At 67.1% G+C, this 22,841-nt stretch carries 21 protein-coding genes and 1 tRNA gene; 18 read left to right on the forward strand and 4 right to left on the reverse strand.

What is annotated here, in order from left to right; genetic code table 11:
* Positions 1-10 precede the first annotated feature (10 nt).
* The 3 genes from K8P63_RS10235 to K8P63_RS10245 all read left to right on the forward strand — a co-directional run bounded on the left by K8P63_RS10235 (position 11) and on the right by K8P63_RS10245 (position 5,079).
* Positions 11-3,241, forward strand: coding sequence for an efflux RND transporter permease subunit (locus tag K8P63_RS10235; RefSeq protein WP_223799691.1), 3,231 nt, complete (start codon positions 11-13; stop codon positions 3,239-3,241).
* The gene (locus tag K8P63_RS10240) at positions 3,238-4,809 is read left to right on the forward strand and encodes an efflux transporter outer membrane subunit (protein WP_223799692.1); all 1,572 of its coding nucleotides are present in this window, start codon (positions 3,238-3,240) and stop codon (positions 4,807-4,809) included. The genes K8P63_RS10235 and K8P63_RS10240 overlap by 4 nt, the downstream gene beginning before the upstream one ends.
* A gap of 63 nt (positions 4,810-4,872) precedes the next feature.
* The gene (locus tag K8P63_RS10245) at positions 4,873-5,079 is read left to right on the forward strand and encodes a hypothetical protein (RefSeq protein WP_223799693.1); all 207 of its coding nucleotides are present in this window, start codon (positions 4,873-4,875) and stop codon (positions 5,077-5,079) included.
* Positions 5,080-5,095: 16 nt separating this feature from the next.
* On the opposite strand, the gene ubiB is transcribed toward K8P63_RS10245, so the two are convergent.
* The gene (gene ubiB / locus K8P63_RS10250; protein WP_223799694.1) at positions 5,096-6,628 is read right to left on the reverse strand and encodes a 2-polyprenylphenol 6-hydroxylase; all 1,533 of its coding nucleotides are present in this window, start codon (positions 6,626-6,628) and stop codon (positions 5,096-5,098) included.
* A 7-nt stretch (positions 6,629-6,635) separates the two neighbouring features.
* Complete coding sequence (gene ubiE, locus K8P63_RS10255) at positions 6,636-7,367, reverse strand: bifunctional demethylmenaquinone methyltransferase/2-methoxy-6-polyprenyl-1,4-benzoquinol methylase UbiE (protein WP_223795940.1); 732 nt, start codon at positions 7,365-7,367, stop codon at positions 6,636-6,638.
* A gap of 48 nt (positions 7,368-7,415) precedes the next feature.
* On the opposite strand from ubiE, the gene mutM reads away from it, so the two are divergent.
* The 5 genes from mutM to K8P63_RS10280 all read left to right on the forward strand — a co-directional run bounded on the left by mutM (position 7,416) and on the right by K8P63_RS10280 (position 11,579).
* A complete protein-coding gene (mutM, locus tag K8P63_RS10260; protein WP_223795941.1) occupies positions 7,416-8,231 on the forward strand; it encodes a bifunctional DNA-formamidopyrimidine glycosylase/DNA-(apurinic or apyrimidinic site) lyase in 816 nt (271 codons plus the stop codon).
* Positions 8,232-8,335: 104 nt separating this feature from the next.
* A complete protein-coding gene (rpsT, locus tag K8P63_RS10265; RefSeq protein ID WP_223795942.1) occupies positions 8,336-8,599 on the forward strand; it encodes a 30S ribosomal protein S20 in 264 nt (87 codons plus the stop codon).
* Positions 8,600-9,042: 443 nt separating this feature from the next.
* Complete coding sequence (gene dnaA, locus K8P63_RS10270) at positions 9,043-10,422, forward strand: chromosomal replication initiator protein DnaA (RefSeq protein ID WP_223795943.1); 1,380 nt, start codon at positions 9,043-9,045, stop codon at positions 10,420-10,422.
* Positions 10,423-10,554: 132 nt separating this feature from the next.
* Complete coding sequence (locus K8P63_RS10275) at positions 10,555-11,460, forward strand: winged helix DNA-binding protein (protein WP_223795944.1); 906 nt, start codon at positions 10,555-10,557, stop codon at positions 11,458-11,460.
* A gap of 43 nt (positions 11,461-11,503) precedes the next feature.
* A tRNA-Val gene (locus tag K8P63_RS10280) sits at positions 11,504-11,579 on the forward strand.
* On the opposite strand, the gene K8P63_RS21015 is transcribed toward K8P63_RS10280, so the two are convergent.
* Complete coding sequence (locus K8P63_RS21015; protein WP_398288883.1) at positions 11,536-11,649, reverse strand: hypothetical protein; 114 nt, start codon at positions 11,647-11,649, stop codon at positions 11,536-11,538. The genes K8P63_RS10280 and K8P63_RS21015 overlap by 44 nt on opposite strands.
* On the opposite strand from K8P63_RS21015, the gene K8P63_RS20780 reads away from it, so the two are divergent.
* The 6 genes from K8P63_RS20780 to K8P63_RS10310 all read left to right on the forward strand — a co-directional run bounded on the left by K8P63_RS20780 (position 11,606) and on the right by K8P63_RS10310 (position 17,311).
* Entirely contained in the window at positions 11,606-11,920 is a 315-nt protein-coding gene (locus K8P63_RS20780; protein ID WP_263282626.1) for a hypothetical protein, read from the forward strand. The two genes, K8P63_RS21015 and K8P63_RS20780, sit on opposite strands and share 44 nt — an antisense overlap.
* Before the next feature lie 582 nt (positions 11,921-12,502).
* Entirely contained in the window at positions 12,503-13,246 is a 744-nt protein-coding gene (locus K8P63_RS10290; RefSeq protein WP_223795945.1) for a CAP domain-containing protein, read from the forward strand.
* 43 nt (positions 13,247-13,289) lie between these two features.
* On the forward strand, positions 13,290-14,030 hold the full coding sequence (locus tag K8P63_RS10295; protein WP_223795946.1) for a TlyA family RNA methyltransferase: 741 nt from the start codon (positions 13,290-13,292) through the stop codon (positions 14,028-14,030).
* A 66-nt stretch (positions 14,031-14,096) separates the two neighbouring features.
* Entirely contained in the window at positions 14,097-14,363 is a 267-nt protein-coding gene (locus K8P63_RS10300; protein ID WP_223795947.1) for an accessory factor UbiK family protein, read from the forward strand.
* A 177-nt stretch (positions 14,364-14,540) separates the two neighbouring features.
* On the forward strand, positions 14,541-16,343 hold the full coding sequence (gene lepA, locus K8P63_RS10305; protein WP_223795948.1) for a translation elongation factor 4: 1,803 nt from the start codon (positions 14,541-14,543) through the stop codon (positions 16,341-16,343).
* A 140-nt stretch (positions 16,344-16,483) separates the two neighbouring features.
* Positions 16,484-17,311, forward strand: a complete 828-nt coding sequence (locus K8P63_RS10310; protein WP_223795949.1) for an outer membrane protein — start codon at positions 16,484-16,486, stop codon at positions 17,309-17,311.
* Between the two features lie 41 nt (positions 17,312-17,352).
* Here K8P63_RS10310 and K8P63_RS10315 read toward each other — a convergent pair whose 3' ends face one another.
* Positions 17,353-18,570 carry a flavin monoamine oxidase family protein gene (locus tag K8P63_RS10315; protein ID WP_223795950.1) on the reverse strand — a complete coding sequence of 406 codons (1,218 nt, stop codon included), beginning with the start codon at positions 18,568-18,570 and terminating at the stop codon, positions 17,353-17,355.
* Positions 18,571-18,617: 47 nt separating this feature from the next.
* Here K8P63_RS10315 and K8P63_RS10320 point away from each other — a divergent pair, with 47 nt between their 5' ends.
* From K8P63_RS10320 to ntrC, 4 genes are all read left to right on the forward strand, one after another.
* Positions 18,618-19,112, forward strand: coding sequence for a nuclear transport factor 2 family protein (locus tag K8P63_RS10320; RefSeq protein ID WP_223795951.1), 495 nt, complete (start codon positions 18,618-18,620; stop codon positions 19,110-19,112).
* Between the two features lie 142 nt (positions 19,113-19,254).
* Positions 19,255-20,187, forward strand: a complete 933-nt coding sequence (dusB, locus tag K8P63_RS10325; RefSeq protein ID WP_398288885.1) for a tRNA dihydrouridine synthase DusB — start codon at positions 19,255-19,257, stop codon at positions 20,185-20,187.
* Positions 20,163-21,266, forward strand: a complete 1,104-nt coding sequence (locus tag K8P63_RS10330; RefSeq protein WP_398287401.1) for a two-component system sensor histidine kinase NtrB — start codon at positions 20,163-20,165, stop codon at positions 21,264-21,266. The genes dusB and K8P63_RS10330 overlap by 25 nt, the downstream gene beginning before the upstream one ends.
* Positions 21,266-22,711 carry a nitrogen regulation protein NR(I) gene (gene ntrC / locus K8P63_RS10335; RefSeq protein WP_223795953.1) on the forward strand — a complete coding sequence of 482 codons (1,446 nt, stop codon included), beginning with the start codon at positions 21,266-21,268 and terminating at the stop codon, positions 22,709-22,711. Before K8P63_RS10330 ends, ntrC begins: the two co-directional genes overlap by 1 nt.
* The last annotated feature ends 130 nt before the right edge of the window (positions 22,712-22,841 follow it).

Genomic DNA, 22,841 nt, shown 5'->3' on the forward strand with positions numbered 1-22,841 from the left:
AGAACCGGAAATGCTCAGCCGCATCTTCATCGATCGCCCGATCTTCGCCTGGGTGATCGCGATCATCATCATGTTGCTCGGCATCGGCGGCATCGCGTCGCTGCCGGTCGAGCAATATCCCGACATCGCGCCGCCGCAGGTCAACATCCGCGCGACCTATCCCGGCGCGTCGGCCGAGATCCTCGAATCGTCGGTCACGCAGGTGATCGAGCAGCAGCTGACCGGCATCGACGGGCTGATCTACTTCAACGCCACCTCGAACTCGTCGGGCCAGGTCGTCGTCACGGTGACCTTCCAGAAGGGCACCAATCCCGACATCGCCCAGGTGCAGGTGCAGAACAAGGTGCAGCAGGCGCTGCCCCGCCTGCCGAGCCAGGTGCAGCAGCAGGGGCTGACCGTCACCAAGTCCAATCCCGACTTCCTGATGGTGGTCGCGGTCTACGACGCGTCCAACAAGCATAGCAGCATCGACGTCGCCGATTATCTCGTCTCGAACCTGCAGGACGGCCTCGGCCGGCTGGAAGGCGTCGGCGACTTCAACGTCTTCGGCACGCAATATGCGATGCGGATCTGGCTCGATCCGTACAAGCTGCGCACCTACGCGCTCCAGCCCGGCGACATCTCGACCGCGCTGCAGGCGCAGAACACGCAGATTTCGGCCGGCCAGATCGGTCAGCAGCCGATGCCCGACACGCAGATGCTGAACGCGATCGTCACCTCGCGCACCCGCCTCACGTCGGTCGATCAGTTCCGCCACGTCGTCGTCAAGTCGCAGCCCGACGGATCGAAGGTGCTGCTGCAGGACGTGGCGCGCGTCGAGCTGGGCAGCGAGAATTACTCGACCGTCGCCGCGCTGAACGGCCATCCCGGCAGCGGCATCGCGATCCAGCTCGCGCCGGGCGCGGATGCCCTGCGCACGTCGGAGCTGGTGCGCAACTTCGTGAAAGAGCGGGCGGCGGCATTCCCGGCCGGCTTCCAATATGCTTTCGCGCAGGATTCGACCGCCTTCATCAAGCTGTCGGTCGAGGACGTGGTCAAGACGCTGATCGAGGCGATCATCCTCGTCGTCATCGTCATGTTCGTCTTCCTGCAGAGCTGGCGGGCGACGTTGATCCCGGCGATCGCGGTGCCGGTGGTGTTGCTCGGCACATTCGGGATCCTCGCCGCCTTCGGCTTCTCGATCAACGTGCTGACGCTGTTCGGCATGGTGCTGGCGATCGGCCTGCTCGTCGACGACGCGATCGTGGTGGTCGAGAATGTCGAGCGCGTGATGCAGGAGGAGCCCGACCTCAGCCCACGCGAGGCGACGATCAAGTCGATGAGCGAGATCAACGTCGCGCTGATCGCGATCGCGCTGGTGCTTTCGGCGGTGTTCCTGCCGATGGCGTTCTTCGGTGGCTCGACCGGCGTGATCTACCGCCAGTTCTCGATCACGATCGTGTCGTCGATGGCGCTGTCGGTGATGGTGGCGCTGATCCTCTCGCCGGCGCTGGCTGCGACCCTGCTCAAGCGTCACGACGAAGAGGCGCGTGCGCAGGGCAATATCATCGTCCGTAAGGCCCACGACCTCGGCGAGCGCTTCAACGCCTGGTTCGCGCGCACCGCCGAGCGCTATCGCAACGGTGTCGCATGGATGATCGAGCGCATGTGGTGGGCGATGCTCGCCTTCGCGCTCGTCGTCGCGGCGTTCGCCTTCCTGTTCGTGCGGATGCCGACCAGCTTTCTGCCGGTCGAGGACCAAGGCTATGCCTCGCTCCAGTTCACGCTGCCCGCCGGGGCGACGCAGGGGCGGTCGATGGCGGCGGCGAACACCATCGCCAATTATTTCATGACGAAGGAGAAGGACGATACCGACGTCGTCCTGACGATCGTCGGCACCAGCCAGGCCGGCAGCGGCCAGAACACGGCACGCGGCTTCCTCGCCTTCAAACCGTGGGACCAGCGTTCCGGGACCGAGCATAGCGCCCCGGTGATCGCCCAGCGCGTCACGCGACAGCTCGGCCACGAGCTGCGCGACGTCGAATTCTACGCGCTCAATCCGCCGCCGGTGCGCGGTCTCGGCCAGTCGAGCGGCTTCACGCTGGAGCTGATGAACACTGGCGGCCTGAGCCAGCAGGAATTCGAACAGCGCAAGAACCAGTTGCTCGATGCCGCGCGTGCCGACAGCGATCTGGCGGCGGTGCGCATCAACAACGTGCCGAACACGCCCACGCTCGGCGTCGACATCGACGCCGAGAAAGCCGGCGCTCTGGGCCTGAGCCAGAGCGACATCGACGCCACGCTCTCCACCGCCTGGGGCGGCAGCTACGTCAACGACTGGGTCGATCGCGGTCGCGTGAAGCGCGTCTACATGCAGGGCGACGCGCCGTTCCGCGCTCGGCCGGAAAGCCTTGCCGACTGGAACGTCCGCAATTCCAGCGGGACGATGACGCCCTTCTCGGCCTTCTCGGCGCAGCATTGGAGCATCGCGCCGAACACGCTCACCCGCTTCAACGGCAACTCCTCGTTCGAATTCCAGGGGCAGGCGGCTGCCGGCAAGAGCTCGGGCGACGCGATGACCAAGATCGCGGCGCTGGCGGCAAAGCTGCCCGGCACCTCGGTCGCATGGTCGGGCATCTCCTATCAGGAGCGGCTGTCGGGCGGCCAGGCACCGATCCTCTACGGCCTGTCGCTGCTGGTCGTGTTCCTGTGCCTCGCGGCCTTGTACGAAAGCTGGTCGATCCCGTTCGCGGTGATGCTGGTGATCCCGCTCGGCCTGCTCGGCGCGACGCTGGCGGTGACGCTACGCGGCCTCACCAACGACGTCTACTTCCAGGTCGGCCTGCTCACGACGATGGGCCTGTCGGCGAAGAATGCGATCCTGATCGTCGAATTCGCCGAGCTCGCCGAGCAACGGGGCATGAAACCGCTCGACGCCGCGCTGGAAGCAGCGCGGATCCGGCTGCGGCCGATCATCATGACGAGCCTCGCCTTCATCTTCGGCGTGCTGCCGCTGGTGATCGCCACCGGCGCGGGCGCGCAAAGCCGGATCGAGATCGGGACGGCGGTGATCGGCGGCATGCTGACGGCGACGTTGCTTGCCATCTTCTACATTCCGCTCTTCTTCGTGCTGGTACGCCGCGTCTTTCACAGCCACACGCCGACCCCGCAGGAGCGCGCCCGTGCCGATCGCGAGCGTCATGCGCGTATCGAACTCGAACGCGAGCAGGGTGGCGACGGCAGCGGAACGGAACCGGCATGAAACGGCGCGCAGCCTTGCTCGCGCTGCTGGCGCTGTCGGCGTGCAACCTCGAACCGCATCTCGATCGGCCGCAGCCGTTGGTGCCACCGAGCTGGCCGGCGGGCGACGCCTATCTGCGCCAGAACGAGGCGAGCCTGCCGAGCGTCAGCTATCGCGACATCTTCAAGGATCCGAACCTCCAGGCGATCATCGACCAGGCGCTCGCCAACAATCAGGATCTGCGCGAGGCGCTGGCCAACGTCGCGGCGGCACGCGCGACCTATCGCGTGCAGCGCGCGGACCTGTTCCCGCAGGTCAACGGCACCGCCGGCGCCACCGACCGCCACACGCCGCAATCGGGCGACACGCTGAGCGGCGCCGGCTCGGGGACGGGCTCGACGGGCACCGGATCTACGGGCACGGGCACGACCGGCACCGGCAGCACGGGAACGGGCACGTCGGTCAGCAGCAGCGGTTCGCGCACCTACACCACCTATCAGCTGCAAGCCGGGGCGACCTCGTGGGAGCTCGACCTGTTCGGCCGGGTGCGCAGCCTGACGCGCTCGGCGCTCGATCTGTACCTCAGCCAGGAGGCGACGGCGCGTGGTGCGCGGCTGACGTTGGTGGCGGAGATCGCCAACGCCTATCTGCAGCTCGCGTCCGATCGCAGCCTGCTCGCCATCGCGCTCGACACGCAGAAAAGCGCGCTCGACAGCGTCCGGTTGACGCAGGCTCGGCTCGACGGGGGCGTGGCGCCGCGCACCGACCTGCGTCAGGCCCAGACGGTACTCGCCACGGCGCAGGCCGATACCGCCAACGTCACCACCTTGGTCGCGCAGGATCGCAACGCGCTTGAACTGCTGGTCGGCGCGCGCGTGGCCGACGCGCTGCTGCCGCCGTCGATCGAGGCGGTCGACGGAATGCTCGGCGAACTGCCCGCCGGGCTGGATTCGACCATCCTGTTGCGCCGCCCCGATGTCGTTCAGACCGAATATGAGCTGCGCGCCGCCAATGCTCGCATCGGCGCGGCGCGCGCCGCTTTCCTGCCGCGCATCTCGCTGACCGGGCTGGCCGGCCTGTCGAGTACCGCCCTGTCGAGCCTCTTCACCGGCGGCGCGTTCACGTGGACGGTGGCGCCGTCGGCGACGCTGCCGATCTTCGACGGCGGCGTGAACAGCGGCAACCTCGCTTACGCCAAGGCGCAGCGCGATCTGTATCTCGCGACCTATCAGAAGGCGATCCAGACCGCGTTCCGCGAGGTGGCCGATGCGCTGGCGCGGCGCGGCACGATCGATGCGCAGATCCAGGCCGACCAGCTCAACCTGACGGCGGCGCAGGACACTTACACGCTCGATACGGCGCGCTACCGCAACGGCATCGATCCCTATCTGAACGCGCTGGTGGCGCAGCGGACGCTCTACGATGCGCGCCGCACGCTGGCGAGCGCGCGGCTGACGCGGGCGCAGAACCTCGTCGCGCTCTACCAGACGCTCGGCGGCGATGCGCTGCTGGCCGACCTGCCCGACACGCCCGGCGCGCGCCGTGACCTCGAAGCGGGCGGCCAGCGCCTGACCGATCCGGCACGATAGCGACCGCATTGCCGGGTTCGTGCGGGCATGAGACAATCATCCCGCGATATCGGAGTCGGACCCATGAAGGACGCCGCCAGGATCGTTACCCGTCGCTCGATCTTCCTCTGGATCGGGTCCGCGCTGGTCTTCGCCATGAACCTGTGGGCCGGCACGACGCACGATCTCGAATTGCTGAAGATCGCCTTGGCCGCGACGCTTGCGCTCGCACTGGCGGGCATCGGCTTCGGTATCTGGGCGGGGTTCCTACTGAACAAGCGCAGCAGCTGACGCCGCCGGCAGGCCTCTAACGCAGCAGCCAGGCCACCACGAAGCCGGCGAGCGCCGCCACCAAAGCCACCGCAAGATAGCGCCAGCCGCCGCCGATCCGCACGACTTCCACCGTCCGCAGCGGCGGGGCGGGCGGGGCGGCGCCCGGCTCGGGATAATGGCGCTCCACCCGACGGATCAGGTCGGGCAGGCGCGCGAGCGTGCGCAGGTCGGCGCGGAACCGATCCGCCAGCCACGCCTCGGGGCCGAGCTCGGCGCGCAGCCATTCGCGCACGAACGGGCCCGAAACCTCCCACATGTTGATGTCGGGATCGAGCCCGGTCGCGACGCCCTCGACCATCACCATCGTCTTCTGGAGCAGCAAAAGGTGCGGCTGGGTCGCCATGTCGAAGTCGCGCGTGATCGCGAACAGGCCGTCGAGCATCTGGCCGATCGAGATATCCTTCACCGGCAGGCCACGGATCGGCTCGCCGACGGCGCGCAACGCGGTCGCGAACTCGGCGACATTGTGGTGTGCGGGAACATATTGCGCGTCGAAATGGATCTGCGCGACGCGCTCATAATTCCCGGTGATGAGGCCGTGGAGGATCTCCGCCAGCCACAGCCGTGCCTGCCGATCGATCCGGCCCATGATGCCGAAGTCGATCGCGGCGATGCGCCCGTCGGCCAGCGCGAACAGATTGCCCTGGTGGAGGTCGGCATGGAAGAAGCCGTCGGCGATCGCCTGGCGCAGGAAAGCGCGGACGAGCGTCGACGCCAAAGCGTGCATGTCGTGTCCCGCCGCGATCAGCGCCGCGCGGTTGTTGAGCTTGATGCCGTCGACCCATTCGAGCGTCAGCACGCGGCGCGTGGTGCGGCTCCAGTCGATCGCGGGCACGGTGAAGCCGGGCTCGGCCTGCATATGCTCGGCCAGTTCAGAGGCCGAAGCTGCCTCGCGTCGTAGGTCTAGCTCGCGCAGGGTCCATTGGCGGAAATGCGCGATCACCAGCCGCGGGCGCAACCGCGCCAGCTCGCCGCCGAGCGCCTCGACCTGCGCCGCGGCCCATTCGTAGGTCTCGATCGCACGGACGAGCTCGTCCTCGATCCCCGGCCGCATCACCTTGACCGCGACGTGGCGGCCCTCGCTGGTGACGGCGCGGTGGACCTGCGCGATCGAGGCGGCCCCGACGGGCTCGGGATCGAACGAGGCGAACAGCGCCTCGACCGGACGCTCGAGGCTCTGTTCGAGCGCCGCCTTGATCGACTCGAACGGTGCCGCCGGAACCGCATCCTGCAGCCGCGCCAGATCGGCAGCGGCATGTTCGCCGACCAGATCGGGGCGGGTCGCCAGCGCCTGCCCGAGCTTGATCGCCGCCGGCCCGATCGCCTGGAAGGCGTCGGCATAAGCCGGTTGCGCCGGCACGCGCGCGCCGAAGCGCGCGAGCTTGACGAGGCGGCGCACCGGCGCGGGCGTGTTCGGATCGCGCTCGATCCCGCGCAGCGCGCCATGCCGCGCGAGGATGCGCCCCCAGCGCAGGAGGCGGGCGACGTGGACGATCGAGGTGGTCACGGCGCGGTCAGATCTTCCAGCCGGAGTGGATCGCGACGAGCCCGCCAAGGATCGGCTCGACCTTCGCCTGCACGAACCCGGCCGTTTCGATCATGCCTTTGAACGTGGGCATGTCGGGGAAGCGGCGGATCGATTCGATCAGGTAGCGATAGCTCTCCTCGTCATCCGCGATCGCCTTGCCGAGCTTCGGCACGATGCGGTGCGAGTAGAAATCATAGGCCTCGTCGAAGCCCGGCCATTCGTTGGTCGAGAATTCGAGACAGAAGAAGCGGCCGCCGCGCTTCAGCACGCGGTGCGCCTCGGCCAGCGCCTTGTCGATATGCGTCACGTTGCGGATGCCGAACGCGATCGTATAGGCGTCGAAGCGCGCATCGGCGAAGGACAGCTCCTCCGCATTCTGCTCGATCCAGGTCAGGCCCTCCAGCCCGCGCTTCTCGGCACGTTGCTGGCCGACCTCGAGCATGGCCCCGTTGATATCGGCCACCGTCACGTCGGCGCCGGTCTTGTGCATGCGGAATGCGATGTCGCCGGTGCCGCCCGCCATGTCGAGGATGCGCTCGCCTTGGCGCGGCTTCACCCGCGCGACGAAGCGATCCTTCCACAGGCGGTGCATGCCGCCCGACATGGCATCGTTCATGATGTCGTAGCGGCGCGCCACGCGGGCGAAGACCTCGCCGACCTTGGCGGTCTTCTCGGTGGCGGGGACGTCGGCATAGCCGAAGGAGACGGTGTCGCTCATGGACCAAGCCCATAGCGGCGGCATGCGGGATCGGCTAGCGGGCGAGGCGTGCCCGAATTGCCCGAAGTCGAAACCACCGTGCGCGGCCTGCGGCCGGTGCTGATGGGACAGCGGCTGGCGCGCGTCGAGCCGCGCCGCGCCGATCTTCGCCGCGCCATTCCGCCCGATCTGCGCCAGCGGATGACGGGCGCGACCGTGACCGCGCTGGGGCGGCGCGCCAAATATGGCCTGATCGACACCGATCGCGGCGACACCCTGATCTTTCACCTCGGCATGTCGGGTCGGTGGCGGGTCGATCCGGCCGAATTGCTGCCGCACGATCATCTGCTGATCGAGACCGACGACGGCCGCACGCTGGCGTTGCACGATCCGCGCCGCTTCGGTTCGCTCGACCTCCTCCGCACCGAGGCGATCGAGGATTTCGCAGCGTTCCGTGCGCTCGGCCCGGAGCCGCTCGGCCCGGACCTGACGCCCGACTATCTGGTCGGGAAACTCGCCGGGCGGATCGCGCCAATCAAATTGCTGCTGCTCGACCAGCGCATCGTCGCCGGGCTCGGCAATATATATGTATGCGAAGCGCTGAACGTCGCGCGCATCGACCCGCGGGCACCGGGGGGAAGCCTGACCAAGGCACGGCTCGGGCGGCTGGTGCCGGCGATCCGGTCGGTGCTCGAATCCGCGATCGAGGCGGGTGGCTCGACGTTGCGCGATTATGCGCGACCCGATGGCGAGCTCGGCTATTTCTCGAAGCAGTTCCGGGTCTATGGGCGGGAAGGCGAGCCATGCCCGTGCGGGCGCGGCGTCGTCCTGCGGCAGGTCGACGGCGGCCGATCGACCTTCTGGTGCCCCGCTTGCCAGAAATGAGCGCGCGGATTGACGCGTTGGCGACTTTCACGTAGAGGCGCGCGCTCACGGTGCAGGGTTCAGCCCGGCGCCGCTCCATTCATTTGAACGAGGTTTGATTCCGCATGGCGAACACGCCGCAAGCCAAGAAGCGCATCCGTCGCAACGATCGCCGCGCCGAAGTCAACGGCGCCCGCGTCAGCCGCATCCGTACCTTCCTCAAGAAGGTCGAGACGGCGCTGACCAGCGGCGACAAGAATGCGGCAGCGCTGGCGCTGGCAGCGGCCCAGCCGGAACTGCAGCGTGGCGTGTCCAAGGGCGTGCTTCACAAGAACACCGCCTCGCGGAAGTTCGCGCGCCTTACCAAGCGGGTTTCCGCGCTCGGCTAAACCGTTTTTCGGCTGATTTTGGAGCCCGTCGGTCGCAAGATCGGCGGGCTTTTTCATGCCTGTTTCCAGCCGATCGGTCATCCCTCGGAAATACCATGATTCTTGGTAACCGCCAAAGTGGACTGCGCTGGAATTGTCAGATTTCTGTCATTTTTCGCTTAGTCGCGGAAAAATGGCGGTCTTCCGTGTCAAGCCGGTTTATTTCAAAATCGTGACGGTCGTCGCGCTTGAAACCGCCTCCACGATCTCCCTAAAGTCATCGGGTCGGGCGGTGATTCTTCCGCCGGGCCATCTTCGAGCATGGGTCTCGACGCGCACGGGGGTTTGGTGCGCGAGAGTAGAGTCGTGGGTGGACGGAACGGCTCGGAACGCTCGAATGCGTTCCGCGCGGCGGGAGAGTTTTGCGCGTGCGCCATGCGGTAAAGAACAGGGACGATGTACCGATGGAGGACGATGCGTGCCTGCCGGCTCAGGCCGCTTGGGAGGCCATTCGCGCCAGCCTGCGCCGCTCGTGCGGGGAGCGGATCTTCGACGGCTGGCTGAAGCCACTCGCGCTGGCGTCGTGTGATCTCGACGCTGGCGACGTCCGGCTGACCGCGCCGTCGGCGTTCATGGCCAACTGGGTCCAGGGTCATTTCGCCGAGCAGATCGCGGCGGCGTGGCGCGCGATGCTGCCGCAGGTCGTCCATGTCTCGATCGAGGCGGCGACCGACGCGATGCGGGTGACGATGCCCGAGCCCGCGGCCGAGCCGGTTGCGCCATCGGTCGCGCCGGCAGCCGAAACGGCCACGCTCGCCCATTCGACCACGCTGGAGCAGCGCTACACGTTCGACAGCTTCGTCGTCGGCAAGGCGAACGAGCTCGCCTACAATGCCGCGCGCACGCTGGCGGAGGGCGGAAAGCTCGCCTTCAACCCGCTGTTCCTCCATGGCGGCGTCGGCCTCGGCAAGACGCATCTGATGCATGCGATCGGCCACGAATATCGCGCCCGTCATCCGGAGGCGCGCATCCTCTACATGTCGGCCGAGAAGTTCATGTTCGAGTTCGTGGCGGCGATGCGCGCCAAGGACACGCACAGCTTCAAGCAGCGGCTGCGCGCCGCCGACGTGCTGATGATCGACGACGTCCAGTTCATTGCCGGCAAGGAATCGACCCAGGAAGAATTCTTCCACACGATGAACGAGCTGATCTCGGCAGGCCGTCGCTTGGTCATCAGTGCCGACCGCTCGCCGCAGACGCTGGAAGGGATCGAGAGCCGCATCCTGTCGCGCCTGTCGTGGGGCCTCGTCGCCGACGTCAATCCGGCCGACTTCGAGCTGCGCTACAACATCATCTGCAAGAAGTTGGAGAATCAGCCCGCCGGCACGGTGCCGCAGGACGTGGCGCTTTTCCTTGCCAAGCGGATCAGCGCGTCGGTGCGCGAGTTGGAGGGTGCGCTCAACCGCGTCATGGCGTTCGCCACGCTCAACAATCGCGTGATCGATCTCGATTTCGCGCAGGAGGCGCTGGCCGACCAGCTGCGCGCGAGCCAGCGCCGCGTCTCGATCGACGAGATCCAGCGTCGCGTGTGCGAGCATTACCGCATCCGCCAGGCAGAAATGGGTTCGGCGCGCCGCGCGCGCGAGGTGGCCCGTCCGCGCCAGATCGCGATGTATCTGGCCAAGCAGCTTACCCAGCGCTCGCTGCCCGAAATCGGTCGTCGCTTCGGTGGGCGCGACCATACCACGGTGATCCACGCGGTGCGGAAGATCGAGGAATTGCGCATCAAGGATGCCGAGCTCGACGCCGACGTTCGCCTGCTGCTGCGCCAGCTCGAAGCCTGATCGGCACTGACTCGACCAAAACGGAGGTAAGGTGGCGCTTTTATGCGCCATCAAACCAATCTGGATCAATGTTTGGTGCGAACCCGGTCCGGATTGGATACGTGTCATGCGATCCAATCTGTGGGGGCGGGCATGGACCAACGCATCGATTATGGGGAGCAGCCCGCGTGCGCGGTGTTCTCGGACGATATCGCCGGCGGTGAGCGCTGGCATCTGGCGGTCTCTGCCGTGGGCGGCCGAACCTTGCTGTCGAGCGACGTCGTACAGGCCGGCGCGATCCTGGACGATATGGCCTATCCCGACGTGGTGCTGCTGGATGTCGTTCGCGATAGCGGCCGAGATCTCGACGCGCTGCTGCTGCGGCTCGACGCGGCGGCGGCCGAGGGGCGGTTTTCCACCGTGGTCGCGTTTACGCCCGATCTGATCGATCCGGTGTGTGCAGCGATCAGTCACCCGGACGTGATGCTGCTGTGCGACCCCAGCCCGATCGAGCGGGCTGCGGCGCTGGGCCTCGCCATTGCCGTGCCGTCGGCGCCGGCGCTGCGCGAACGGGGCGACGGGCCGCCGAAGCGACTGCGTCAATTGAGCGAGGAAGTCAGCCGGATCGCGCGCGCGCTGGCGGAACTGTCGCGGGACGAGCCCACGGCGATGCCGATGCCCCCGCCCGGCGCCCTATTGGAAGGTGTCACGCTGCCGAGCGTCGCCACGATCCGGTCGGTCATTCGCGGGCGACGGCTGCGCGACCAATTCTTCGACGCGGAGCTGTTCGCCGATCCGGCGTGGGACATGCTGCTGGATCTGATGGTGGCGCAGATGGAGCAGCGCAACGTCGCGGTATCCAGCCTGTGCATCGCCGCATCGGTGCCGCCGACGACGGCGCTGCGCTGGATCAAGCGGCTGCACGACATGGGATTGTTCGTCCGCACGGCCGATCCGCGCGACGGCCGGCGCGTATTCGTCGATCTCGCGCCGGCCGCGGTCGATGCGCTCGCCAATAACTTTCGCGCGATCGAGCGCGCCGGCGTTCTCGCCACCTGATACCCTTGCCGTTTGCCGGCAGCGGTGGCATCGCGCGGGACGAGGGCGGTTAGCTCAGTTGGTAGAGCATCTCGTTTACACCGAGAGGGTCGGCGGTTCGAGCCCGTCACCGCCCACCATGTCGGCCTGACGGCGACGCCGGCGATTGCCGCGCACCACGCCACCGATCGCGCCGAAGCCGAGGATCATCGTCCACCAGCTTGCCGGCTCCGGAATACCCGCGACCGGCGGCGTGCCGCCGATCGGCGTCGAGGGCACCAGCGGAACGCTCGGCAACGGAATGCCCGAAACGACCGGTACGGGCAGGATCGGGACGGACGAGACCGGCGCCTCGGCAATCTGGATCGGGCCGGTGGGAGCACCCTCGACGATCGCTACCGGACGGACGGTCGGCGCCGGCACGTCGCCCAGCAGCGCCCGGATGATCGGTGCCCGATCGACGCAGAGCGGGCTGGCATAGGTCACCTTGCGCATCACCGGCCGGCGGTGCTTGACCGGATGACGGCGGTGCAGCGGCCGGTGCGCCACGGCCTTGTGGACGACGACCGGGCGGTGGACCACCGGCTTGTGGACGACGACGTGGTGGACGGGCGCGCGATGCACGACGCGGCGGCGAACGCGCGGCCGGTGCGGCAGCGGCGAGGCAAGCGTCCTGCGCTGCGCCAGCGGGCGCGCCGAGGCGAGCGTGACGGGAGCCGATTCGAGACAGGGAGCGAAGAGCGAGGAACCGTCAGTACCGGTCGACACCTCGGCGGCGTCGGCAGAGACGAACGTGGTCGCCTCGATACAGATCGCCAACCCAACCGTGGCCCCCAGCAACCGGGACGAGTACGTCACAAGCCACTTACGCATTCTGGAAGAAATCTCCTACGTCCGCTTTGTTCCGTCAGGAGACGTTACGTGTCAAGAGGACGTTAACCATAACAGATGGTTAGCGGCAAGTCCCGCGTAGGATAAGCCCCCGTTTATCCGCATTTTACCATTACTTACCGTCGGCCTGTTCTGGGCCTCCATAAGCAATTTTCTAACCATCGTTGCCCTAATGCCCCACCGACGCGGCGCGGCCGCACGGGCGGAGGCCAATGGCGGAATGGCGTGGAAGGCGGCAGCATGGGCATGGCTATATGCGTGCGCGCTATGCCTGACCGCGCCGGCGCATGCCGAAACGCCGTTCGAGCGCGAGGTGCTGGCGGCGGTGAACTTCGCGCGGACCGACCCTGCCGGCTATGCCGACGCGCTCGAACGCTACAAGCGCTACTTTCATGGCAACATCGTCAGCCTGCCCGGGCAGTCGGTCGATTTCGAGACTAGCGAGGGCGTTCGCGTGGTCGACGAGACGATCATGTTCCTGCGGCGCCAGCGCCCGATGGCGCCGATCGCACCCGCCGCACTGCTGCGCGAAAGCGCATCCGACCATAGCAGCGAACAGGGGGCGAGCGGCGCGATCGGGCATGAGGGCGCCGACGGCTCTTCGCCGGGCGACCGGGTCCGCCGCCACGGCGGGGGGGCCTATGTGGCGGAAGTGATCGCCTACGGCTCGCTCGACGCGGTCGACGCGGTGCGCCAGTTGATCGTCGATGATGGCGTGGACGATCGCGGCCATCGCGCGATTCTCTATTCGCCCGAACTGGCCTATGCCGGCGTATCGTGCGGCCCGCACAAGGATTATCGCATCGTGTGCGTGATGGATCTCGGCATCACGCCCGATGGCCGGCTGCCCGCGACGACGCGGCAGGCCGCCGTTCACCGCGCCTCGCCGGCCCGGACCGACGCCCCGCCGGCCTGACCGCCGATGGCATTTGGCGGATCGGCGACGTAAGACAGGGCCGATGAAGGCCCGTGCCGACCAGTTGCTCGTCGATCGCGGGCTCGCCGAGAGCCGCACGCGCGCGCAGGCGCTGATCCTTGCCGGGCTGGTCTATGCCGGTGAGCGCAAACTGGCCAAGGCGGGGGAGCAGATCGATGCGGCGATGCCGCTCGACGTGCGCGGGCGCGATCATCCGTGGGTGTCGCGCGGCGGCATCAAGCTCGATCATGCGCTCACTCATTTCGATTGGGACGTGACCGGCGCGGTGGCGATGGACGTCGGCTCCTCGACCGGCGGTTTCACCGATGTGCTGCTGACGCGCGGCGCGGCGCGGGTCTATGCGATCGACAGCGGCACCAACCAGCTCGCCTGGAAGCTGCGCACCGACGATCGCGTGATCGTACACGAGCGCACCAATGCCCGCAACCTGACCGCCGTCGAGATCCCCGAGCCGATCGACCTGATCGTCTGCGACGCGAGCTTCATCGGCCTCGCCAAGGTGCTCGAGCGACCGCTGACCTTCTCCACGCCGGCCGCGCGGCTGGTGGCGCTGGTCAAACCGCAGTTCGAGGCAGGCCGCGACGAGATCGGCAAGGGTGGGGTGGTGCGCGATCCCGCCGTCCATGCGCGCGTCTGCGACGAGGCCGCCGCGTGGGTTGCGGCGCAGGGGTGGGCGGTCGTCGGGATCGAACGCAGCCCGATCACGGGGCCAGAGGGCAATGTAGAATTCCTGCTCGCGGCGATCCGCACGGTGGACGGCTGAGGCGAGCATTGCCAAAATGGCACTCCAGACCCATTTAGCCGCCTAACACACCTTCGGGAGCCGATCATGCAGAGCGAGAACAAGTTGTTCGAGGACTTCGTCAAGATGGCCAACGGCTTCGCCGGCACGATGGCCGGCGCGGCGCGTGAGGGCGAGACTGCATTCCGGGAGAAAGTGAAGACGTGGGTCGGCGGGCTCGATTTCGTCAGCCGCGAGGAGTTCGAGGCGGTTAAGGCGATGGCTGCGGCCGCGCGCGACGAGGTCGCCGCGCTGCGCGCCGAACTGGCCGCCAAGGACACGACGCTCGGCGCCAAGGATCAGCCAGCCGCCTGATCTCCTCGGGGTTGCGTCTCGGCCTATCGTCACGCCGGCGAACGCTGGCCTCGCGTGCTGCACCGGGCGCGCGTCCTTCGGGAGATGCCAGCGTTCGCCGGCATGCCTCCTGTCTCGGCTGACGCGCTTCTCCAGAAACACTAGGCGCGTGCCATGGCATCCTGCTAGGCGCGCGCGATGACTCCGCTCGACAAGATCCGCAATTTCTCGATCATCGCCCATATCGACCATGGCAAATCGACCCTCGCCGATCGCCTGATCCAGCGCACCGGCGGCCTCACCGATCGTGAGATGTCGGCGCAGGTGCTCGACAATATGGATATCGAGAAGGAACGCGGCATCACCATCAAGGCGCAGACCGTGCGCCTTGAATGGAAGGGCCACGTCCTCAACCTGATGGACACGCCCGGCCATGTCGACTTCGCCTATGAGGTGAGCCGCAGCCTGGCGGCGTGCGAGGGCGCGCTGCTGGTGGTCGACGCCGCCCAGGGTGTCGAGGCGCAGACGCTCGCCAACGTCTATCAGTCGATCGAGCACGATCACGAGATCGTGCCCGTCATCAACAAGATCGACCTGCCCGCCGCCGAGCCGGAGAAGGTCCGCGCCGAGATCGAGGAGGTGATCGGGCTCGATGCCTCCAACGCCATCCTCGCCTCGGCCAAGGCGGGTATCGGCATCGACGAGATCCTCGATGCGGTGGTCGAGCGGATCCCGTCGCCGAAGGGCGACGCCAGCGCGCCGTTGAAGGCGATGCTGGTCGATAGCTGGTACGATCCCTATCTCGGCGTCGTCATCCTCGTCCGCGTGATCGACGGCGTGCTGCGCAAGGGCGCCGAGGTCGCGTTCATGCAGGCCGGCACACGCCACCTGATCGACCGGGTCGGCTGCTTCCGCCCCAAGATCGAGCAGTTGACCGATCTGGGCCCGGGCGAGATCGGCTTCATCACCGCGCAGATCAAGGACATCAGCCAGACCGCCGTCGGCGACACGATCACCGACGCCAAGAAACCGGCGGCCGAGCCGCTGCCGGGCTTCAAGGAGGTCCAGCCGGTCGTGTTCTGCGGGCTGTTTCCGACCGACGCCAACGATTTCGAGAAACTGCGCGACAGCATCTCCAAGCTGCGCCTCAACGACGCCAGCTTCTCGTTCGAAATGGAAACCTCGGCCGCGCTCGGCTTCGGCTTCCGCTGCGGCTTCCTCGGCCTGCTGCATCTGGAGATCATCCAGGAGCGGCTGACGCGCGAATATGATCTCGATCTGATCACGACCGCGCCGTCGGTGGTCTACCACCTCCATCTGTCGCATTCGAAGACCGAGGATGCGCACACGATCGAGCTGCACAATCCGGCCGACATGCCCGATCCCAATCGGATCGACAGCATCGACGAGCCGTGGATCGAGGCGACGATCTACGTGCCCGACGAGTATCTCGGCTCGATCCTCAAGCTGTGCCAGGATCGGCGCGGCATCCAGAAGGATCTGACCTACGTCGCTGGCCGCGCGCAGCTGCGCTACGAACTGCCGCTCAACGAGGTGGTGTTCGATTTCTACGACCGGCTGAAATCGATCAGCCGCGGCTATGCCAGCTTCGATTATCATCAGGTCGGCTATCGCGAGGGCGACCTCGTCAAGATGTCGATCCTCGTCAACAACGAGCCGGTCGACGCGCTCTCGATGATCGTCCACGCCTCGGTCGCCGAGACGCGCGGTCGCGGCATGTGCGAGCGGCTGAAGGATCTGATCCCCCGCCACATGTTCAAGATCCCGATCCAGGCGGCGATCGGCGGCAAGGTTATCGCGCGCGAGACGATCGCGGCATTGCGCAAGGACGTCACCGCTAAATGTTACGGCGGCGATATAAGCCGCAAGAAGAAGCTGCTGGAGAAGCAAAAGGAAGGCAAGAAGCGGATGCGGGAATATGGCAACGTGTCCATCCCGCAGGAGGCGTTCATTGCCGCGCTTCGGATGGGCGACGAGTAGGTTCCGAGCATTTTACATCCGATTTGGCTCGCTTCGTCCCGTTTTTTTGCGGATGCGAAGGCGGTGTGACAAAACGGAGACACCGTTTTCGCGCTTCGCTGGTTCAGCCGGTCCCCACTTAATTTTCAGGGACTTGGTATATGTTGAAATTGATGTTTGCCGGTGCGGTCGCCGCGGGCGCGACGACGGCGGCCTTCGCCCAGATGGCCGATCAGACCGCACCTGCGAGCGACGCTTCGGCGCCGGTTGCATCGACCGGCATGGCGAGCGATGCGCCGAGCTGGGCCGGCATCTACGCCGGTCTCCATGGCGGTTATGGCTTCGACAATGGCCGCAAGATCAGCAACGTCGGCTCCACGCCGAACAACGCCGTGGCGCTCAGCAGCGGCATCCGCACGTCGGAGCTCGGCCAGAACCGTTCGGGCGCGCTCGGCGGCGGCCAGCTCGGCTACAACTTCCAGCGCGGCAAGCTGATCTTCGGTGGCGAAGGCGACTTCTCCTACATGGATTCGCGCGGCACCTCGGTCTATCGTGGCCTCGGCGTCACCGGTGTAGCGGCCCCGGGCCGTCGCACCCTGGTCAAGAGCCAGCTCGACTGGATGGGTTCGGTCCGCGCACGCGCGGGTTATGCGCTGAGCGACCAGGGCTTCGTCTACGCCACCGGCGGTTACGCCTTCGGCAAGGTCAAGGGCCGCGCCGAGTTCGACGGCGATAGCGACAGCACCGTCAACTATGCCGGCAGCCACAAATACACCGCGCAGGGCTGGATCGGCGGCCTGGGCGGCGAGTTCCGTCCGTTCAATCAGGGCGTGTGGCGCAAGATCTCCTTCGGTGCGGAGGCGACCTATTACGACCTCGGCAAGAGCAGCATCTACGCGCTGCAGACCGGAACCCAGCCGGGCTTTTATCGCCTCGGCGTCGCGACGCGCGGCTATAACGGCGTCGTGAAGATCAACTACCACTTCTGATCGACGGCGGCGGGCGTCCCTCGGGCCGCCCGCCATCCCGCTCAACCGAGCCCGCGCTCGATCCAGTCGGCAGCGGCCAGTCCGCTCTCCCACGCACCATGCGCGGTCGAGAAATCGGTGGACGAACAGGCTTCGCCGGCAAAGCACAGCCGCTCGCTGACAGGGTGCGCAAGCACATTACGCGCGTCGGCATGATCGGGCAGAGCATGGCTGTACGAGCCACCGATGGTCGGTTCCTGCGCCCAGCGCGTCACCGCGATCGGCGAAAGTCCTGCGGCAAAGTCCCCGCCGAGCAACCCCTTCAGTTCGTCGACGACGAAGGCGACGGCATCGCCGCCCTCCAGTTCCCGCGCCCACGCACCGCCCAGGAAGCATTCGATCACCGGCCGACCGAACGGGCGGATATAATAGCTGCCGGTCTGCGTCCGATCGACGCGGCCGAGCAGGTGCGATTCCGCCGGAACCGCATCCGGTTGGGCGATCGACAGGAAGACCTTGTCGGCAAGGCCCAGCGGCAGGCGCGTGGCGGCATGCAGATGATCCGTCACGTCGGGCGAGAAGCGGATTTGGCCGCGCGCCAGCACCTCGGTCGACACGGCGACGATCGCCGCACGCGCGGCAATGTCGCCAGCATCGGTCGTTATGTGAATGCCATCGCCCGTGTTTGCGACCGCACGCACCGGCGTTCCGAGGCGAAAGAGCAGGCGTCCGCCAAGCCCCGCGATGAACGTGCCGTACCCCGCCGGCAGGCGCCAGTTGAGCTCGGTCGAGGCATCCTCATAGGCCATGAAGTCGGCGGCCGAGAGGCTGTCCAGTTCGCAACCGTTGATGAAGCTGCTGAGCGCATCGAGGAATGGTCGCCAGCGATCGTCGGGCGCCACGGCATCGGCGGCCCGATCGCCGGCCGGCGGATGGGAACGCAGCCTTTCCTCGAAGTCGGCGTAAGCCGCCCATGCATCATTCTGATCCGATGCGGAAAAACCGATATTGCCGAGCTGCCTTTGCCACGCCGCCTGGCTGTGATCGACGCGGATGCCCTCAGCCTCCGCAAGTCTGGCCAGCGGGTTGCGGCCGGCCGAGTGAAGCCAGCCGCAGCCGAGATCGAGCGGCAGCCCCGCAATCTGCCGGGTGTGGGCACGCCCGCCGAGGCGGTCCAGCGCCTCGACGATCAGCACCGATCGGCCACGGTCGTGCAGACGCCGTGCGGCCGCAATCCCCGCCGCACCGCCACCAACCACCACCACGTCCACCTGCGTCATCTTTCCTCGCGCTGTTCCTGCGGCCATAAGACGTCCATGGTCGCCCGATGATCCTCGCCGCTTTGCTCCTCGCTACGCAGCCCGCCAAGCTGCCGCCCGCCAATGCATTGCCGCCGCCCGACGACGGCGTCGCGGCAGTGATGGCGCCGATCGACGGCCTGTTCGCCGGGCTCGCCGCGCGCGACGGCGCCGCGATCCTCCGGCAGGTCGCGCCGGACGGCGGCGCCACCGTCGCGACCGAGCGGCCCGACGGCACGCGCACGCTTCGTCACATGAACTGGCAGGACTTTGCCGCCGGTATCAAGCCTGGACCGGAACGCTATGAGGAGCGTTTGACCGATCCGGCGGTCGAGGTCGACGGCGACATCGCGCTCGTCTGGTCGCCCTACGTCTTCACGATCGACGGCAAGGTGCAGCATTGCGGCACCGACCATTTCGATCTCGTCCGCGCCAATGGCCGCTGGATGGTGCAGAACGTCACCTGGTCCAGCCGCACCACTGACTGCGACGCCGTCGTTCCGGCGCCGGCTGTGCCCAGGTAGCAGCAGGTGCCGCGCCGCTCGGTTGCGGTACGGTCCCCGACACTGTAGGGACTGCCTGATTTTTAGGCAGAGCAACGTGGCGCGACTTCAACCCATTTCGATCGGTCCGGTGCGGATCGACACGCCGGTGATTCTGGCGCCGATGACCGGCGTCAGCGATCTACCGTTCCGGCGGATGGTGCGCGGCTACGGCTCGGGCCTCAACGTCACCGAGATGATCGCGAGCCAGGCCGCGATCCGCGAGACGCGCCAGTCGATCCAGAAGGCATTGTGGGATCCGATCGAGGATCCGGTGTCGATGCAGCTCGTCGGTTGCGAGCCGGCGCAGATGGCCGAGGCGGCGAAGCTGGCCGAGGATCGCGGTGCCGCCATCGTCGACATCAACATGGGCTGCCCGGTGCGCAAGGTGGTCAACGGCGACGCCGGATCGGCGCTGATGGCCAAGCCCAAGCTCGCCGCCGAGCTGATCGCCGCCACCGTCAAGGCGGTGAAGGTGCCAGTGACGCTCAAGATGCGGATGGGCTGGGACCATCAGAGCCTCAACGCGCCCGAACTGGCGCGGGTTGCCGAGGATCTGGGCGTGCGGATGATCACCGTCCACGGCCGCACCCGCTCGCAGATGTACAAGGGCTCGGCCGACTGGGCGTTCGTGCGCCGCGTCAAGGATGCGGTGTCGGTGCCGGTGATCGTCAACGGCGACATCTGCTCGATCGAGGATGCCGAAGCCGCGCTCGACCAGTCCGGCGCCGACGGGCTGATGATCGGTCGCGGCGCCTATGGCCGTCCGTGGCTGCTCGGGCAGGTGATGCGCTGGCTGCAGGCGGGCGAGCGTCGGCCGGATCCGACGATCGACCAGCAATATGCAACGATCGTAACGCATTACCACGAGATGCTCGAACTTTACGGCAGCGAGGTCGGCGTCAACATGGCGCGCAAGCATCTCGGTTGGTACACTAAAGGGCTGGCTGGTTCGGCCGAGTTCCGCAACCGCGTCAATCAGATCCCTGAATCGAAGATCGTCCTGGCGATGCTCGCCGAATTTTACGCACCGTGGACCTGCCGGAAGGTCGCCTGATCCGGCTGCGGGCGCGCGCGGATGCGCGCCCCGCACCGGCCGAAGCGCTGCTCACGGCGTTGCCGACGCCGTTGCTGGTGGTCGATGAGGAAGGGGTGATCCTCGATGCCAACGTCGCCGCCGAGACGCTGCTGAACCTGTCGCGCAGCGTGATCATCGGCATGCACATCCACGATGCGACCGGCCATCATCTGCGCAGCGTGCCCAACGACACACCGTTCGTCGCCTACGATCTGGAGGTGACGTTGCCGGGCCAGCGCCAGCAGCGCGCCGACCTGACCGCGGCGCCGCTGGGCGACTGGCCGGGCTGGCGCGTGGTGACGATCCATAGCCATCCGGCGGCCGGTCCGATCGCGCGGCGCAGCGGCCATGCCGGCGCCGCGCGCACCGCCGCCGGCGCTGCGGCGATGCTGGCGCACGAGATCAAGAACCCGCTCGCCGGCATTCGCGGCGCGGCGCAGTTGCTGGAAACGAATGCCGATGCCGACGGGCGCGCGCTCACCCGCCTGATCCGCGACGAGGTCGACCGCGTCGTCGCGTTGATCGACCGGATGGAGGACTTCACCGACACGCGCCCGCTCGCGACCTCTCCCCAGAACATCCACGCCCTGCTCGACCATGCCCGGGCGGTCGCCGCGGCGGGTTTCGGCGCGCAGGTTCATGTGCGCTCGGCCTACGACCCCTCGCTTCCGCCCGTGCTCGGTGACCGTGACTCGCTCGTTCAGATCCTCATCAATCTCATCAAGAATGCCGCGGAAGCTCTTGGGGAGACAGGGGGAACGATCCTACTCACCACCGCCTATCGCCACGGCATCAGCATGCTGACCGACGGCGGCGATGGCCGCCGGCACCTGCCGATCGAGGTGTGCGTGATCGACGACGGCCCCGGCGCGCCGGACGAGATTTCCGAGCATCTGTTCGATCCGTTCGTATCGTCCAAACGGCAGGGGCGGGGCCTCGGCCTCGCATTGGTGGAGAAACTGGTGTCGGAGCTTGGTGGCATGGTCGAATATGCGCGCGAAGGAATGCCCGAACGAACCGTGTTCCGGCTTCTGCTGCCGCGCGCGAAGGATCGCTGATGCGCGCACGGGTTTTGGTCACCGACGATGATGCCGCGATCCGTACCGTGGTGCGCGAGGCGCTGCGTCGTGCCGGCCACGCGGTCGAGGTGGTCGGCACGCTTGCGGACATGCGCCGCAGCCTGCGCAGCTTCCGCCCGCACGTGCTGGTGACCGACGTCGTGCTGCCCGACGGCAATGGCCTCGATCATGTGCCCGAGCTGATCGCCGAATATCCGGCGATGCCGGTGATCGTCTTGTCGGCGCAGAACACCTTCATGACCGCGTTGCGCGCGACCGAGCAGGGCGCGTTCGACTATCTGCCCAAGCCGTTCGACCTTGCCGAGCTGACCCAGGCCGTCGCGGACGCGCTTACGCGCATGCCGACGCTGGGTGAGGAAGAAGGCGGGCCGCATGAGGATCTGCCGCTGATCGGCCGCTCGCCGCCAATGCAGGAGGTGTTCCGCACCATCGCGCGCGTCGTGTCGACCGACCTGACTGTGCTGCTGCTGGGTGAATCCGGAACGGGCAAGGAGCTGGTCGCGCGTGCGATCCACGATTTCGGGCCGCGCAGGCGCGCGCCGTTCGTCGCGGTCAACATGGCCGCAATCCCGCGCGAGCTGATCGAGAGCGACCTGTTCGGGCACGAGCGCGGCGCCTTCACCGGGGCAGCGCAGCGCACCGCCGGTCGCTTCGAGCAGGCGCAGGGCGGGACTTTGTTCCTCGACGAGATTGGCGACATGCCGCTGGAGGCGCAGACGCGGCTGCTGCGCGTGCTCCAGTCGGGCGAATTCTCGCCGGTGGGTAGCGCGCGCGCGATCCGCACCGATGCGCGCATCATCGCCGCGACCCACCAGGATCTGCCGCGCCTGATCGCCGATGGGCAGTTCCGCGAGGATCTCTATTACCGGCTTAACGTCGTGCCGATGCGGCTGCCGGCGTTGCGCGACCGTGGCTCGGACGTCGGCGAACTCGCCCGCCACTTCCTCGATCGCGCCGCTGCCGACGGCCTGCCGCGCAAGCAGCTCGATCCGGCGGCGATCCGCTGTCTCGAACGGCACGGCTGGCCGGGCAATGTCCGCGAGCTGGCGAATCTCATGCGCCGGCTGGCGGCGCTGACGCGCGATCCGGTCATCAGCGCGAGCCTCGTCCAGCAGCAGCTCGGCCATCTGGGCCAACCGCAGCCGCCGCTCGTTCCCGAAAGTGCCGAATTGAGCGAGGCGATCGAACAGCATCTCGCCCGGCACTTCGCGGCCTATGGCGGCGATCTGCCGCCGGATGGACTGTACGACCGGGTGCTGGCGGAGGTGGAGCGGCCATTGTTCCGCCTGACCCTCGCGGCGGTTCGCGGCAATCAGCTCAAGGCCGCGCAGATACTCGGCATTAATCGCAACACGTTGCGCAAGAAGCTGACCGATCTGGGAGTCGGGCCGGCCGTACGGCGGAACGACCTTGGCGGCGACTGAGCCTCGTCGCCAATAGGGCTCGGTTTGTCGCTTCTCTGTCACAACATGTGTTCCGGGCGCCACGGGAGTGTGGTAGCCCAGCAACGATGACGGCGATAAGATCGCGCGAAAAAGCCCGAGGACCACGATG

Source organism: Sphingomonas nostoxanthinifaciens (genome assembly GCF_019930585.1).
Classification (GTDB): Bacteria; Pseudomonadota; Alphaproteobacteria; order Sphingomonadales; family Sphingomonadaceae; genus Sphingomonas_I; species Sphingomonas_I nostoxanthinifaciens.